The following is a 15,187-nucleotide window of genomic DNA, read 5'->3' as shown; positions in this document are numbered from 1 at the left end:
CGTCCGGGTTCGACGCTGCGAGCCGGATCGCAGCCAAAGGAGACTAGGGTATGGGTAGCTTCAGCATCTGGCACTGGCTCATCGTGCTGGCCGTCGTTCTCCTGCTGTTCGGGCGGGGCAAGATTCCCGAGCTGATGGGCGACGTCGCCAAGGGCATCAAGAACTTCAAGCGCGGCATGAGCGACGACGAGGCGGAAAAGACGCCTGAGCAGCGCGCCCTGGAGCGCCGCGAGGCGGAGATCGTCGCGCGCGACGTCAAGGCCGAGAACACCACGCACTGACCTCGCCCTTTCGCCTGATCGGGCCGGGCGCGCCGCGCGTCGGTCCGTCGGCCGGCCTTCCGGAACGCCTCCATGCTTGAAATCGGCTGGTCCGAACTCCTCGTGATCGCCATCGTCCTGATCGTCGTGGTCGGGCCGAAGGATCTGCCGCGGATGCTGCGCACCTTCGGGCGCGCGACGTCGCAGATGCGGCGCATGGCGGGCGACTTCCGTCGCCAGTTCGACGAGGCGCTTCGCGAGGCCGAGATGGAGGACGTGCGCGACACGATCGCGGACGTGAAGAAGCTCAATCCGGCCGCCGACGTGCGCAAGGCGCTCAACCCGATGAAGGCGGTGGGCGACGAGATCCGCTCCTCGCTGGCCGCGGCGACCCGGGCGCCCGAGCCCAAGGTGCCGACGCCCGACGCACCGGCGCAGCCGGTCGAGCCGGCCAAGACGGGTGCCGTTTCCGAGACGTCCACCCCGGCGCCCGTCGCACCGCCGCCGACGCCCGCGATGCATCCGGCCGCCGTGCCCGCCTCGCCGCCCGCTTCGGCTCTGCCGGAACCGGCGCAGCAGCCGGCATCCGTGGCCTCGACGCCGGCAGAAGCGCGCGTCAAGGCGGAGGACGCGGCGTGACCCGTTCCGAGGCCGACATCGAATCCTCCTCCGCGCCGCTGATCGAGCACCTGATCGAGCTGCGCCGCCGGCTGATCTGGTCGATCGCCGGCTTCTTCTGCGCCTTCCTCGTGTGCTTCTTCTTCGCCAAGGGGATCTTCAACTTCCTCGTCGTGCCCTACCAGACCGCGACGCTCTGGGCGGGGATCACCGATCGGCAGGTCGAGCTTATCTACACGGCGCCGCAGGAATTCTTCTTCACGCAGATCAAGATCGCGGCCTTCGGCGGTCTGTTCCTGGCCTTCCCGATCATCGCGACGCAGATCTACAAGTTCGTCGCGCCCGGCCTCTACCGCGACGAGCGCTCGGCCTTCCTGCCGTTCCTGGTGGCGACGCCGGTGCTGTTCCTGCTCGGCGCGGCGCTGGTCTACTACTTCTTCACGCCCATGGTGATGTGGTTCTTCCTCTCCATGGAGCAGTCCGGCACCGGCGGGCAGGCGGCGATCCAGCTCCTGCCGCGCGTGTCGGAATACCTGTCGCTGATCATGACCCTGATCTTCGCCTTCGGCCTGGTGTTTCAGCTGCCGGTGGTGGCGACGCTGCTGGTGCGCGCCGGCATCGTCACGGCGCAGGGGCTCGCCGAGAAGCGCAAGTACATGATCGTCATAGCCTTCGTGGTCGCGGCGGTGCTGACGCCGCCCGATCCGATGTCCCAGATCGGTCTTGCGATACCCACCATCCTTCTCTACGAGGTCTCGATCCTCACGGGGCGGTGGATCGAGCGGAACAGGGCACGGCAGCAGGCCGCGGCCGAGGCGCAGGCTCAGCAGGACGGCTGACGCGCCGTTCGCCGCACCGCCGGCCCCGCTCACAAGGCGACTGGCGATGCTCGATATCCGTTGGATCCGCGACAATCCGGACAAGCTGGACGCGGCTCTCGCCTCCCGCGGGGCGGCGCCCGCCGCTGCCGAGCTCGTGCGCCTCGACGAACAGCGGCGCAGCCACCTCGTGCGCCTGCAGGAGCTGCAGGGGCGCCGCAACGACGCCTCGAAGGAGATCGGCAAGGCCAAGGGCAGCGGCGACGCCGCCCGCGCCGACGCGCTGATCGCCGAGGTCGCCGAGATCAAGGCCGCCATCCAGGAAGGCGAGGAGACCGAGCGCCGCATCGACCAGGCGCTGGAGGACGCGCTCGCGCGCATCCCGAACCTGCCGCTGGACGACGTGCCCGTCGGCCCGGACGAGAGCGCCAACGTCGAGGTCCGCCGCGTCGGCGAGCCGCGCCGGTTCGAGTTCAAGCCGAAGGAGCACTTCGAGATCGGCGAAGCGCTCGGCCTCATGGATTTCGAGCAGGCCGGCAAGATCGCGGGCGCCCGCTTCACCATCCTCAAGGGCGCATTGGCGCGGCTGGAGCGCGCGCTCGGCCAGTTCATGCTCGACCTCCACACGGGCGAGCACGGCTATCAGGAGGTCGTCGCGCCCATCCTGGTGCGCGGCGAGGCGATGTTCGGCACCAACCAGCTGCCGAAGTTCGCCGAGGACTCCTTCCACACGACCGATGGGCGCTGGCTGATCCCGACCTCGGAAGTGCCGCTGACCAATCTTGCCCGCGAGCAGACCCTCGACGCCGCGACGCTGCCCTGGCGCTTCACGGCGCTGACGCCCTGCTTCCGCTCGGAGGCGGGCTCGGCGGGCCGCGACACGCGGGGCATGCTGCGCCAGCATCAGTTCTACAAGGTCGAGATGGTCTCGATCACGGCCGAGGACGCCTCGATCGACGAGCACGAGCGGATGACGGCCTGCGCCGAGGAAGTGCTGAAGCGCCTCGACCTGCCGTTCCGCACGGTGGTGCTCTCGACCGGCGACATGGGCTTCGGCGCGCGCAAGACCTACGACATCGAGGTCTGGCTGCCGGGCCAGAACGCTTATCGCGAGATTTCGAGCTGCTCGGTCTGCGGCGACTTCCAGGCGCGGCGCATGGGCGCGCGCTACAAGGCGGCGGGCGAGAAGCAGGCGCGCTACGTCCACACGCTGAACGGCTCGGGCGTGGCGGTCGGGCGGTGCCTCATCGCGGTTCTGGAGAATTATCAGAACGGGGACGGCTCCGTCACGATCCCAGAGGCGTTGCGGCCCTATATGGGCGGTCTCGCCACCATCCAAGCCCAAGGCTGAACCCGCGATGCGCCTCCTTCTGACGAATGACGACGGCATCCACGCCGAAGGGCTGGCGGTGCTGGAGCGGATCGCCCGCCAGATCACCGACGACGTCTGGATCGTCGCGCCCGAGACTGACCAGAGCGGGTTGTCGCATTCGCTGACGCTGTCCTCGCCGCTGCGGCTGCGCCAGCTCGACGAGAAGCGATTCGCGCTGCGCGGCACGCCGACGGACTGCGTGATCATGGCGGCCAAGAGCGTGATGCCCGAGCCGCCGAACATGGTGCTGTCGGGCGTGAACGCCGGGCAGAACATCTGCGACGACGTCAGCTATTCCGGGACGGTGGCGGGCGCCATCGAGGGCATGATGCTCGGCTTCAAGGCGGTGGCCTTCAGCCAGGCCTTCACGCCGGACACGGACCGCGAAACGCTGTGGGAAACGGCCGAAACCTTCGGGCCGGACATCGTGCGCCGCGTCGCGGCGGCGGATCTGCCGAAGGACGTCCTCGTCAACGTCAACTTCCCGCCGATCGCGCCGGACGCCGTGAAGGGCATCGAGGTCACGCGGCAGGGCAAGCTCGACTACAATCTCGGCATCGAGGAACGGCGCGACGGGCGCGGCTTCCCTTACTTCTGGCTGAAGTTCGGCCGGCAGGTTGGCCCCGAGGTCGAGCAGTCCGACATCGGCGCGCTGACCGCGGGGCGGATCTCCGTCACGCCCTTGAAGCTCGACCTCACCGCCCACGAGGTGCGCGAGGAGCTGAGGTCGGTTTTCGCGTGATCGGGGCGGCGCGCGAGCGGGAGGCGCTGGCAGCCTTCCTTCTTCGGCTGCGGTCGGGCGGCATCGCCGACCCGCGGCTGTTCGAGGCGCTGGAGGCGGTGCCGCGCCGCGCCTTCCTGCCGCCGGACGTGCCCGACCCCTACGTCGACCACGCCTTCCCGATCGATTGCGGGGAGACCATGCCGAGTGCGCTCAAGGCGGCGCGGCTCGTGCATCTCCTCGACCTGAAGCCGCATCACCGCGTGCTGGAGATCGGGACGGGGAGCGGCTACGTCGCGGCCCTGATGTCACGGCTGGCTGTGCGCGTCGTCAGCCTCGATCGCTACAAGCGCCTGCTCGTCGCGGCCGAGGCGCGTTTGAAGGACGCCAAGATCGCCAACGTCCACCTCCTCAAGGAGGACGGCCGCAACGGCTACGTGGCGGGCGGGCCCTACGACCGGATCGTCGTCCACGCCGCGCTGCAGGCCCAGCCGCGGCCGTTCCTGGAGCAGCTGAATGCGCAGGGCATGGTGCTGTGCGCCGTCGGACCCGGCGACGGGCCGCAGACCCTGCTGCGCCTCCAGAAGATCGGCAGCCGCTTCGAGCGGGAGGAGGTGGGAACGGTGCGCTACCAGCCCATCGCCTTCGGCACGGCCGCGGTTCTCTGACGGCGTCATGGACACCAAATCCTTGCCGCGACCGCCACTTTCTGCGGTCGTTTTAAAGGCTTGGTAACATTAAGAATGTCCAATGGCTCCAGGTGGTGAGACCGAGTTCTCGAGGGGCTGTGATGCGTGATCTGGTGCTGTCTTCAACGCGGCGGAAGCTTTGCCGCAGCGCTGCGGCGCTGACGCTGTCCGCCTTCGCTGCCGGCTGCAGCGCCGACATCGCGCGCTTCGACGACGGCTTCTACACCGGCGCCGTTCCGCAGCAGCCGCAGCAGATGCAGGCGGCCCGCGGGCCGGCGGCTCAGGCTTATCCGGGCTCGGTCGACCAGATGAACACCGGCTCGGTGTCGCCGCGCGAGATGCAGCCGACCTATTCCAGCGCGCCGACGCAGAGCGTCAGCCGCTCCAGCCTGCCGCCGCCGGCGCCCGCCGCGGGCGGCATGCCGTCGGCCACTGCCGCCGCGCCGCTGCCGCCGGCCCCGCCGACCGTCGCCGCCGCGACGCCCCCGTCCTCCGGCGCGCGCTCGGGCTGGAGCGGCTCGTCCGCCAGCCTGACGCTGCAGCCCGGTGAAACCGTTCACGCGGTCGCCCAGCGCTTCAACGTGCCGGTCGAATCGATCCTTGCGGCCAACAACATCAGCGATCCCTCGCAAGTTCGCCCCGGCCAGTCGATCCTGATCCCGAACTACGATTACGGTCGCCGCGCGCCGGCTTCCGCCGCGACGACGGTCGCTTCGGCGGCGCCGGCCGGGCGCGGCGCTCCGCCCTCGACGCTCGGCGCGCAGGCGAGCGCGCTCGCCGTGCCGCGGTCGGCCGGCGCCCGCCCGGCTGCGACCGCCTCGGCGTCCGTCGGGCCGGCCACCCGCGGTGTGCCCGGCCCGACGGTCACCGTCGCCGCCGGCGATTCGCTGAACGCCATCGCGCGCCGGGCCGGCGTGTCCGTCGCGGCCCTGCGCCAGGCGAACAACATCACCGGCGACAACATTCGCGCCGGACAGACGCTGCGCGTGCCGATGGGCGGCACCCAGATGGCTGCGCTGCCCGAGCAGACGCGGACCCCGACGATGCCCGCGCCCACCATGTCCGACGCGCCGGTCGCCGCCGCTGCGATGCCGGCGGCTGCCGCGCCCGACACCGGTCGCGGCGGCCGGGTCGCTGCGACGCCGTCGGCGGCCGCGGAAGCGCCGAAGCCTGCGCCGGCTGCTGCGGCTCCCGCTCCGGCGGCGGTCGCGAGCGCGCCGGCGCCCGCCGCCAGCGAGCCGGCGAAGGAAACGCAGGTCGCCGCGATCGATCCCAAGCCCGAGCCGGAGGCCTCCGCCGCCGGCGGCTCGTCCAAGTTCCGCTGGCCGGTGCAGGGGCGGGTCGTGAAGGGCTTCGGCGACAAGGTCGGCAACCGCCGCAATGACGGTCTCGACATCTCCGTGCCCCAGGGCACGCCGATCAAGGCCGCCGACAACGGCGTCGTCATCTATGCCGGCGACGGTCTGAAGGAGTTCGGCAACACCGTTCTCGTCCGGCACGACAACGGGCTCGTCACGGTGTACGGCCACGCGGATCAAATCAACGTGAAGCGCGGCGCCAGCGTAAAGCGCGGCGAGTCGATCGCGACCGCAGGCATGTCGGGCGACACCGACGTGCCGAAGGTCCACTTCGAGGTCCGCAAGGACTCCTCGCCGGTCGATCCGATGACCTTCCTGCGCTGAGCGCGCAGGTCTTCGAGAGCCGCGAATCGTCCGGCGGGCTCAGCCCAGCCGGACGCCTTTGCGTCCGGCGATGTCCTGGATGAACTGGAAGGCGACGCGGCCCGAGCGGCTGCCCCGGGTGGTCGACCACTCCAGCGCGTCGCGCCGCACCTCTTCCGGATCCGCCTCGATGCCGTAGGCATCGAGATAGCCGAAGACCATGGCGAGGTACTCGTCCTGGCCGCACTTGTGGAAGCCGAGCCAGAGACCGAACCGGTCGGACAGCGAGACCTTCTCCTCGACCGCCTCGCTCGGATTGATCGCCGTGTCCCGCTCGTTCTCGATCATGTCGCGCGACAGGAGATGGCGGCGATTCGAGGTGGCGTAGAAGAGGACGTTGGTCGGCCGTCCTTCCACGCCGCCCTCCAGCACTGTCTTCAGCGACTTGTAGGCGGCCTCGCCGGCATCGAAGGACAGGTCGTCGCAGAACAGCAGGAAGGCGTGCCGGCTGTCGCGCGCGAGGCCCATCAGCGCGGGCAGGTGCTCGATGTCCTCGCGGTGGATCTCGACGAGCTTCAGCCGCGGCTCGCCCGGAGCCCTGGCAGCGTTGACGGCGGCGTGGGCGGCCTTGACCAGCGACGACTTGCCCATGCCGCGGGCGCCCCAGAGAAGGGCGTTGTTGGCCGGCAGGCCGGCGGCGAAGCGCTCGGTGTTCTCCACCAGGATGTCGCGGGCGCGGTCGATCCCCTTGAGGAGCCCGATGTCGACGCGGTTGACCCGCGCGACCGGCACGAGCCGAAGCGGCGGCTCGAAGACGAAGCAGTCGGCGGCTTCGAGGTCCGGGGCGGGCAGGGGAGCCGGCGCGATGCGCTCGAGGCTCGCGGCGATCCGCTCCAGCACGGCCGCCAGCTCGCGATCCCGATCCTGCGTCATGCGCGTCCAGTCCTTCTCGTCCCGCGCGGCCGGTGGGTGCCGCGAAACCGGGCGTGTTGCATTCGGAAGGACCGTTCGTATATTCCGCGCACCGCGTAAAGGGCGAACCAATTGCCCCTTCTTCCGAAAGGTTCCCATCGATGTTCGTGACCGAGGCTCTCGCCCAGACTCCCGCGCCGGCTGGCGGGGGCGGTACGACCGAGCTCTTGATCAGCATCCTGCCCTTCGTTGCGGTCTTCGCGATCATGTACTTCCTCATCATCCGCCCGCAGCGGAGCCAGGTGAAGAAGCGCGAGGAGATGCTGCGGAATATCCGGCGTGGCGACACGGTCGTGACGGGTGGCGGCATCATCGCCAAGGTCACGAAGGTGTTGGACAATGGCGAGCTCGAGGTGCAGATTTCCGAGCAGACCCGCGTGCGCCTCGTGCAGGCCATGGTCGCCGACGTCCGCGTGAAGGGCGAGCCGCAGGCCGCCAACACGAAGTAGCGGCTCGTCCTCGAAAAGCCGCTTTTCGCGCCGACCGCCGGACGGGCGGTCGTGCGCCTTTCTTGCCATCCGCTGCGCGGTCGCCGCCGGCGGCCGTGAATCTTGGGTATCGGGCGTGAGCGGAGCTTCGATGGCTTCGGCGCGCCGGCCCGACCACCCATTCGGGAAGACGATGCTCTATTTCGCGCGCTGGAAGACGCTTCTGATCTGGGCCACGATCCTCGTCGGCGTCCTCGTGGCCGTGCCGAACGTGCTTCCGCAGTCGGTGCGCGATCAGCTTCCGTCCTGGCTGCCGCACCGGACGATGACGCTCGGCCTCGACTTGCAGGGCGGCTCCTACATCCTGCTCCAGGTCGACCGCGACTCGCTGGTGCAGGCGCGCATCCAGTCGATCGCCGAGGACGTCCGCAACACGCTGCGGACCGCTCGTATCGGCTACACCGCGGTGTCCGAGAGCGGAACCGGCGTGTCGGTGCGCCTGCGCGACCCGGCCCAGGCAGCCGCGGCGCGCGAGGCGCTGCAGCCGCTTCTCCAGCCGGTGTCCGCCGGCCTTCTCGGCGGGACCGTCACCGAGCTGTCGCTGAACGAGCCGCAGCCCGGCATCTTCCAGGTCAACCTGACCGATCAGGGCATCAACTACCGCCTGTCGACGGCCGTCTCGCAGTCGATCGAGGTGGTGCGCCGACGCGTCGACGAGCTCGGCACGACGGAGCCGAGCATCCAGCGCCAGGGCACCGACCGCATCATGGTGCAGGTGCCGGGCCTCGATGACCCGAACCGACTGAAGAACCTTCTCAACCAGACGGCACAGCTCTCGTTCCGGCTGGTCGATCTGACCGCCGACCCCGCCGCCGTCGCGAGTGGCGCCGCCCGTGCGCCCGCCGGCTCCGAGCTGCTCTACGAGAAGGATACCAACCGTCCGATCCTCGTTCAGCGGCAGGTGATGGTGTCGGGCAACAACCTCACCGACGCCCAGCCCGGCTTCTCGCCGAACGGCAACATGCCGGTGGTGAACATCCGCTTCGATTCGCAGGGCGGCCAACGCTTCGGCGCGGTCACCCAGGCGAACGTCAACAAGCCCTTCGCCATCGTTCTCGACGATCAGGTCCTTTCGGCGCCGAACATCAACGAGCCAATCCTCGGCGGCTCGGCCCAGATCTCGGGCAACTTCACCACGCAGTCCGCCAACGATCTCGCCGTGCTCTTGCGGGCGGGCGCGCTGCCGGCGAACCTCGACATCGAGGAGGAGCGCACCGTCGGTCCCGGCCTCGGCGCCGACGCGGTCGAGGCCGGCGAGATGGCCGGCATCATCGGCGGCATCTTCGTCATCGGCTTCATGCTGCTGACCTACGGCTTCCTCGGCCTTCTGGCCAACATCGCGCTGATCGTGAACATCGTGCTCCTGATCGCGCTCCTGACCATGCTCGGGGCCACGCTGACGCTGCCCGGCATCGCGGGCATCGTGCTCACCATGGGCATGGCGGTCGATTCGAACGTCCTGATCTACGAGCGCATCTACGAGGAGCGGCGCAACGGCCGGCCCGTGGTGCAGGCGCTCGACGCCGGCTTCAACAAGGCCATCGGCACCATCATGGATGCCAACATCACCTCGCTGATCGCGGCGGGCATCCTGTTCTACCTGGGCTCTGGCCCGGTCCGTGGCTTCGCCGTGACGCTCGCGCTCGGCATCATCACGACCATCTTCACCGCCACGACCCTGACCCGCTGGCTCGTCGCCTTCTGGTACAAGCGCCGTCGCCCGAAGGAGGTGCCGCGCGGCTGGTGGACGCCGATCCCGCACGGCACGAAGATCGGCTTCATGAAGGTGCGCAACGTCGCCTTCACCGTCACCGGTGCCGTCTCGATCCTCGCCCTCGTCGGCTTCTTCTCCGGCTTCGTGAACTACGGCATCGACTTCACCGGCGGCACCGTGATCCGGGCCCATGCCGTGAACGGCGAAGCCAACGTCGCGCAGATCCGCGAGGACCTGTCCTCCGTGATCGAAGGCGACGTCCAGGTGCAGGAGCTCGGCAGCGACGGCGAGGTGCTGATCCGCTACGGCATCCAGCCGGGCGATGCGGCGTCGAACCAGGCGAGCGTGCAGGCGGCTCAGCAAGCTCTCGGCGACCAGTACGAATTCCCGGGTGTCGAAGTCGTCGGCCCGGCGGTGTCGGGCGAACTCGCCTACGCGGCCTTCGGTGGCTTGGTCGCGGCACTGATCGGCATCGCGATCTACGTTTGGTTCCGCTTCGAATGGCAGTTCGCCATAGGCGCGCTGGTGGCGACGGCCCACGACGCGATCATGACGCTCGGGCTCTATGTCGTGACGGGTCTCGAATTCAACCTGTCGAGCATCGCGGCGGTGTTGACCGTCATCGGCTACTCGCTGAACGACACGGTCGTCGTGTTCGACCGCATGCGAGAAAACCTTCGCAAATACAAGAAGATGCCGATCGCCGACGTGATCGACCTCTCGCTCAACGAGACCCTGTCGCGCACCATCCTGACCGCCTCGACGGCGCTCCTCGCGCTCGCCGCGCTCTACTTCTTCGGCGGCGACGTGATCCGCGGCTTCGTGGCTCCGATGATCGTCGGCGTGGTGGTCGGCATCTACTCGTCGATCTACATCGCAGCGCCGCTCCTGATCTTCTTCAAGCTGCGCGGCGACCAGTTCGCCGACGAGACGGCCGGCCGGAACAAGGCGCGCAAGCCCGGCGACGAGGCGGCGGCAACGCCGCCCACCAGCGCCGGAAAAGCCTGACGCATGGCGGGCGGCATCGAGATCCGGCCGGCGCACTTTCCGGGGCGGGCGCCCATCGCCACCTACGGCAATGGCGGCTTCCGCTTCGCCGAGATGTCGCATCGCGGGTCGATCCTGTGCCTGCCATCCGGCATCTACGGCTGGGATGCGACGGCGGAGGCACCGTTCGGCGGCGAGCGCCTCCTGAAGGTCTTCGAGGAGGCCGAGGAGATCAAGTTCCTGCTCTACGGCACCGGACGCGACATCCGCCGCCTGCCGCCGGCGCTGGCCGAGCGGATGCGGCAGGCCGGGATCTCCTGCGACGCCATGTCGACGGGCGCCGCGGTCCGGACCTACAACGTCATGCTGTCAGAGCGCCGCTCCGTCGCCGCCGCCCTGATCGCCGTCGACTGACGGCGCGGCGATGGCGGACGGCATGGACATTCCGCAAGCTGCCGTCGCCGAGTGCGAGCGCATCGTGCGCGAGGCGGGTCCGGATCGCGCCGTTTCGCTCGGCTTTGCGCCGCGCGAGAAGCAGCCGGGTCTTCTCGCGCTGTATGCCTTCGATATCGAGGCGGGGCGCGTGCGCGATCATGTGAGCCAGCCGCTGGCGGGCGAGATCCGGCTGCAATGGTGGCGCGACCGGATCGCCGCGGCGGCGGCGGTCGAAGCGGCGGGACATCCCGTCGCCGACGCGCTTCTCGCGACCATCCGCGCTCATGCGCTGCCGGTGGACGCGCTCGACCGCTACGTCGAGGCGCGGATCTTCGACCTCTACGACGATCCGATGCCAGACCGCGCCGCCTTCGAGGCCTATGCCGGCGAGACGCAGTCGGCGATCCTGATGCTCGCTGCGATGATCCTCGACTCCGAGGCCGCGCCCGGTGCTGCCGAGGCCGCCGGCCACGGCGGCGTCGCCCTCGCGGCCGTCCAGGCGATCCGGCGGCTGCCGATCGCGCGGCGCCGCGGACCGATCGTCCTGCCCGGCGACCTGCTCGCCGCAGCCGGATGCTCGGCCGAAGCGCTGCAGGGCGGCGACGCGCAGGCGGGGGGCCGGGCGGTGCTCGCTATGGCGGACTTCGCCGAGGAGCATTGGCGCGCCTTCGAGGCCGTCGCCAAGCCGCCGAGCCTGCGGCCCGCCTTGCTTCCGGTGTCGCTCGTGCCGTCGCTCCTTCGCAAGGTACGCGCCGACCCCGCCGCATGCCTGGAGCGGTCGGTCGAGATCGGCGCTCTGGCGCGACTCGCCCGGTACTGGCGAGCGATGCGCGGATGAGCGGGATGCATCATGGCGATTCTTGACCGCGTCGGCGGCTTCGGGCGGTGGCTCGGCCGCGGAGCCCGGATCGCGGCCTCGCGTTTTCCTGCCGCCGCGGCCGCGATCGTCGCCATCGCCGTCCTCAGCAACCTTGCCGTCGAGAACGCGACCGGGCTCGACGAGTCGGATCTCGCCTGGCTCATCGCGGCCCTGTTCAGCGGCGCGGCGGCTTCGGTCTGCGCGGCACTCGTCGCGGAAAGCCGGAATGCTTCGGCGGTCGCAACGCAGGGCGCCTCCGTGGTGGCGGGTGTCGCGGTCGGCCTCGCCGTCTGGTTCGGAAACGCGCTCGGCATCTTCGCGCCCGCCTTCATCGCGGGCCTGATCATCCTCGTGCCGATCGCGCCCTTCGCGCCTCGCGCCGGCCGGGCGGATCTCGCTTTCTGGAGCTTCACTCTCTGGTCCCTGACGGGCTCGGCGCTCGCCTTCGTGTCGGTGCTGCTCTTCGTTCTCGGCGTCTCTGCGATCCTGGAGATGGTCCGCTTCCTCCTGGAGGTCGGGCTCTCGAGCGACGCCTACGAGCACATCTTCGTGACGGCTTTCACGCTCGTCGGTCCGCTCTTCGCGCTTGGGCAGATCCCGCGTCTGTCGGACCACGAGGACGTCGTCGTGACGAACGACCGACTGCTCGTCGGCGTGCGCGTGCTCTTCGACTGGGTGGCAACGCCGCTGGCGCTGGCGACCGCCCTGGTGCTTCACCTCTACGCCGCCAAGATCGCCTTGCAGGGCGCGCTCCCGAACAACGAGATCGGCTGGATCGTCACCTTCTACGCCTTCCTGCTGCTCGGCCTGCGCATGGCCATCGCGCCCTATGTGCCGCTCGGCGCCTGGGCGACGCGGTTCCTCGCGCGATTCTGGTGGGCGCTGCTGATCGTGCCGCTGGCGCTGCTCGCGGTGGCCGTTTCGCTGCGTGTCGGCGCCGAGGGCTGGACGGCCGAACGCTACTATCTCGCGCTCGGCGGCTTGGCTGCGGGCGCGGCGATCCTGCTCCAGGCGGTCCCGCGGCTGCGCGGCTCGATCGTCGCGATCGGGCTCGTGCCGGCGCTGCTCCTGCTGCTGTCGTCCGCCGGCCCCCTCGGCGTCGAGGCGGTGGTGGCGCGCAGCCAAAGCGGCATCATCGTCGAGCGCTTCGCCGAGGACGGCCGCCTGATGGCGGGGAGCCGCTTGGCGCCCGAGGCCGCGGAGGAATTCCGCTCGCGGCTGCGCGCTCTCGACGAGGTCGGCGGACTCGACGCGCTCGCGGGCTACGCCGACACGCCCGAGCTCGCGGCGGCGCTGGATCGCTCCTCCTGGACGAGCGAGGACGATGCCCTCAAATCGCTGACGGACGCACTCGGCCTCGGCTACGGCGGTCCGATCATGCCGGCCGACCTGACCTTGAGCGCGAGCATACCCGCGGTGATCGACACGAGCGGCTTCGACCGCTTGGCGATCAGTCTTTACGCGACGCCGGTCGATCCGGCTCCGCGACCGACAACGGGCGATCCGCCTCAGGTCGCGCGGGAACCGGTGCTTCTATCCTTGGATACGACGGACCTCGTCGTGCGAATCGGCGCGGCTGCCGATCGCTTCGATCTCGGTGCCGCTCTGCGGAACCTGCCGGATGCCGCCTTCTCGGGGATGGACGCGCTGACGGTCGAGATCGCCGGCCGCGGCGGACGCCGACAGCTCCGACTGATCATCACCTACCTCACCATGCCGGCGGACCGCCGCGCGGTCCACCAGCTGACGGCGACGGTGCTCTACCGGGCCGGGGAGTGGCGCTGAGCTACTCGGCAGCCGCCGCCATGCGGGCCTGATCGGCGGCACCGAGCCAGGAGGCGCAGTCCGCGAGCGCGCGGGCCGAGAGCGCCTTCTTCTTGGCGATGGTCTTTTCCTTGCCGCGGAAGCGCCCGCCGCCTTCCGGCTTGGGGACCGTGATGGGCGGGAAGAGGCCGAAATTGACGTTCATCGGCTGGAAGGAGCGCTTGCCGCCGTCTTCCTCGTGGGACAGGTGGCCGCCGGTGATGTGGGCGAGGAGTGCGCCCATGGCGGTGGTCGCCGGTGGCGGCGCCGCCTCCTGCCCGCGCGCCTCGGCGGCGGCGAAGCGGCCGGCCAGGAGGCCGACGGCCGCCGATTCGACATAGCCCTCGCAGCCGGTGATCTGGCCGGCGAAGCGCAGGCGCGGCAGGCTCTTCAGCCGCAGGTGCGGGTCGAGGAGGCGGGGCGAATCGAGATAGGTGTTGCGGTGGAGGCCGCCGAGGCGCGCGAACTCGGCATTCTCCAGGCCCGGGATCATCCGGAAGATCTCGGCCTGGGCGCCGTACTTCAGCTTCGTCTGGAAGCCGACCATGTTGTAGAGCGTGCCCAGCGCGTTGTCCTGGCGCAGCTGGACGACGGCGTAGGGCTTGATCTCCGGCTGGTGCGCGTTGGTCAGGCCCATCGGCTTCATCGGCCCGTGGCGCAGCGTCTCGGCGCCGCGCTCGGCCATGACCTCGATCGGCAGGCAGCCGTCGAAGTAGGGCGTGCCCTCCCATTCGCGGAAGCCCACCGTATCGCCGGAGACGAGGGCCGCGACGAAGCGCTCGTAGGTTTCCTTGTCGAGCGGGCAGTTGATGTAGTCCTTGCCCGTGCCGCCGGGGCCAACCTTGTCGTAGCGCGACTGGAACCAGGCCTTGCCGAGGTCGATCGTGTCGAAATGGACGATCGGCGCGATGGCGTCGAAGAAGGCGAGGGCGTCCGCGCCCGTCGCCTCGCGGATGCCGGCGGCGAGGTCCGGCGCGGTCAGCGGGCCGGTCGCGACGATCGTCGGGCCCCATTCCTCGGGCGGCAGGCCGGCGACCTCCTCGCGGCGGATCTCGATCAGCGGATGCGCCTCGAGCGCCCGGCTGACCGCGACGGCGAAGCCCTCCCGGTCGACGGCGAGGGCGCCGCCGGCCGGCACCTGGTTGGCGTCGGCTGAGCGCAGGATCAGCGAGCCGGCGAGGCGCATCTCGGCGTGGAGCACGCCGACAGCGTTGGTCTGCGCATCGTCGGAGCGGAAGGAGTTGGAGCAGACGAGCTCGGCGAGCGAGTCCGTCTTGTGCGCCTCGGTGCCGCGCACCGGGCGCATCTCGTGGAGGATCACGGGAATGCCGGCCTCGGCGATCTGCCAGGCGGCCTCGGAGCCGGCGAGCCCGCCGCCGACGACGTGGATGGGTGTCTGTGCCATGCCGCCCTTCTACGCCCTCGCGCCGCGCGAGGAAACAAGCGCTTGGCGCAGTTTCGAAACGACGAAGCCCGCCGGGGGAGGACCGGCGGGCTTCGCATTGGGAGTCTTGCGATGGGAGGAGGATTCGCAGGCTCTGCTCCGCTCGGGCCTGGGAGGAGGATGGCCCTTCGCGAACTCTATGATCTCTGTGACGCCCGTCGGGGGAGGACCGACGGGCGCCGAAGATGAAACCCGCGCATTTGGGAGGAGGTTGCGGGCTTCGATCCGCAGCAGGCCTGGGAGGAGGATGGCCGCTGCGAAACTGCGATCTCGTGTGGCGCCCGTCGTGGGAGGTCGACGGGCGCCGAGGAGGAAACCTGCTGATGGGAGGATCGTTGCAGGTTCC

At 69.8% G+C, this 15,187-nt stretch carries 14 protein-coding genes; 12 read left to right on the top strand and 2 right to left on the bottom strand.

The window, feature by feature from the left end; all coding sequences use genetic code 11:
- Window positions 1-50: 50 nt before the first annotated feature.
- The 7 genes from FZN60_RS22690 to FZN60_RS22660 all read left to right on the top strand — a co-directional run bounded on the left by FZN60_RS22690 (window position 51) and on the right by FZN60_RS22660 (window position 6,160).
- Window positions 51-281 (top strand): twin-arginine translocase TatA/TatE family subunit, encoded by a 231-nt coding sequence (locus tag FZN60_RS22690; RefSeq protein WP_158875802.1) that lies wholly within the window; start codon window positions 51-53, stop codon window positions 279-281.
- A gap of 72 nt (window positions 282-353) precedes the next feature.
- Entirely contained in the window at window positions 354-899 is a 546-nt protein-coding gene (tatB, locus tag FZN60_RS22685) for a Sec-independent protein translocase protein TatB (protein WP_158875801.1), read from the top strand.
- A complete protein-coding gene (tatC, locus tag FZN60_RS22680) occupies window positions 896-1,717 on the top strand; it encodes a twin-arginine translocase subunit TatC (protein WP_158875800.1) in 822 nt (273 codons plus the stop codon). The genes tatB and tatC overlap by 4 nt, the downstream gene beginning before the upstream one ends.
- 46 nt (window positions 1,718-1,763) lie before the next feature.
- A complete protein-coding gene (gene serS, locus FZN60_RS22675) occupies window positions 1,764-3,047 on the top strand; it encodes a serine--tRNA ligase (protein ID WP_158875799.1) in 1,284 nt (427 codons plus the stop codon).
- Between the two features lie 7 nt (window positions 3,048-3,054).
- Entirely contained in the window at window positions 3,055-3,810 is a 756-nt protein-coding gene (surE, locus tag FZN60_RS22670; protein WP_158875798.1) for a 5'/3'-nucleotidase SurE, read from the top strand.
- Window positions 3,807-4,457: a protein-L-isoaspartate(D-aspartate) O-methyltransferase gene (locus FZN60_RS22665; protein WP_158875797.1), complete on the top strand. Its 651-nt coding sequence runs from the start codon at window positions 3,807-3,809 to the stop codon at window positions 4,455-4,457. The genes surE and FZN60_RS22665 overlap by 4 nt, the downstream gene beginning before the upstream one ends.
- Window positions 4,458-4,579: 122 nt before the next feature.
- On the top strand, window positions 4,580-6,160 hold the full coding sequence (locus FZN60_RS22660; RefSeq protein WP_158875796.1) for a peptidoglycan DD-metalloendopeptidase family protein: 1,581 nt from the start codon (window positions 4,580-4,582) through the stop codon (window positions 6,158-6,160).
- Window positions 6,161-6,199: 39 nt separating this feature from the next.
- On the opposite strand, the gene FZN60_RS22655 is transcribed toward FZN60_RS22660, so the two are convergent.
- The gene (locus FZN60_RS22655) at window positions 6,200-7,072 is read right to left on the bottom strand and encodes an ATP-binding protein (protein WP_158875795.1); all 873 of its coding nucleotides are present in this window, start codon (window positions 7,070-7,072) and stop codon (window positions 6,200-6,202) included.
- Between the two features lie 140 nt (window positions 7,073-7,212).
- On the opposite strand from FZN60_RS22655, the gene yajC reads away from it, so the two are divergent.
- The 5 genes from yajC (at window position 7,213) to FZN60_RS22630 (ending at window position 13,379) form a co-directional block, all read left to right on the top strand.
- Complete coding sequence (gene yajC, locus FZN60_RS22650; protein WP_158875794.1) at window positions 7,213-7,560, top strand: preprotein translocase subunit YajC; 348 nt, start codon at window positions 7,213-7,215, stop codon at window positions 7,558-7,560.
- A 172-nt stretch (window positions 7,561-7,732) separates the two neighbouring features.
- Window positions 7,733-10,321: a protein translocase subunit SecD gene (secD, locus tag FZN60_RS22645; protein WP_158875863.1), complete on the top strand. Its 2,589-nt coding sequence runs from the start codon at window positions 7,733-7,735 to the stop codon at window positions 10,319-10,321.
- A gap of 3 nt (window positions 10,322-10,324) precedes the next feature.
- Window positions 10,325-10,714 (top strand): Mth938-like domain-containing protein, encoded by a 390-nt coding sequence (locus FZN60_RS22640; RefSeq protein WP_158875793.1) that lies wholly within the window; start codon window positions 10,325-10,327, stop codon window positions 10,712-10,714.
- Between the two features lie 22 nt (window positions 10,715-10,736).
- A complete protein-coding gene (locus tag FZN60_RS22635; protein ID WP_158875792.1) occupies window positions 10,737-11,573 on the top strand; it encodes a phytoene/squalene synthase family protein in 837 nt (278 codons plus the stop codon).
- Window positions 11,574-11,585: 12 nt separating this feature from the next.
- Complete coding sequence (locus tag FZN60_RS22630; RefSeq protein ID WP_158875791.1) at window positions 11,586-13,379, top strand: DUF4153 domain-containing protein; 1,794 nt, start codon at window positions 11,586-11,588, stop codon at window positions 13,377-13,379.
- Window position 13,380: 1 nt separating this feature from the next.
- Here FZN60_RS22630 and trmFO read toward each other — a convergent pair whose 3' ends face one another.
- Window positions 13,381-14,802 carry a methylenetetrahydrofolate--tRNA-(uracil(54)-C(5))-methyltransferase (FADH(2)-oxidizing) TrmFO gene (gene trmFO, locus FZN60_RS22625; RefSeq protein WP_158875790.1) on the bottom strand — a complete coding sequence of 474 codons (1,422 nt, stop codon included), beginning with the start codon at window positions 14,800-14,802 and terminating at the stop codon, window positions 13,381-13,383.
- Window positions 14,803-15,187 lie beyond the last annotated feature (385 nt).

The sequence above is a fragment of the Antarcticirhabdus aurantiaca genome, from assembly GCF_009765365.1.
GTDB classification, from domain to species: domain Bacteria; phylum Pseudomonadota; class Alphaproteobacteria; order Rhizobiales; family Rhizobiaceae; genus Antarcticirhabdus; species Antarcticirhabdus aurantiaca.
This window is presented reverse-complemented; position numbering and strand designations above follow the sequence as displayed.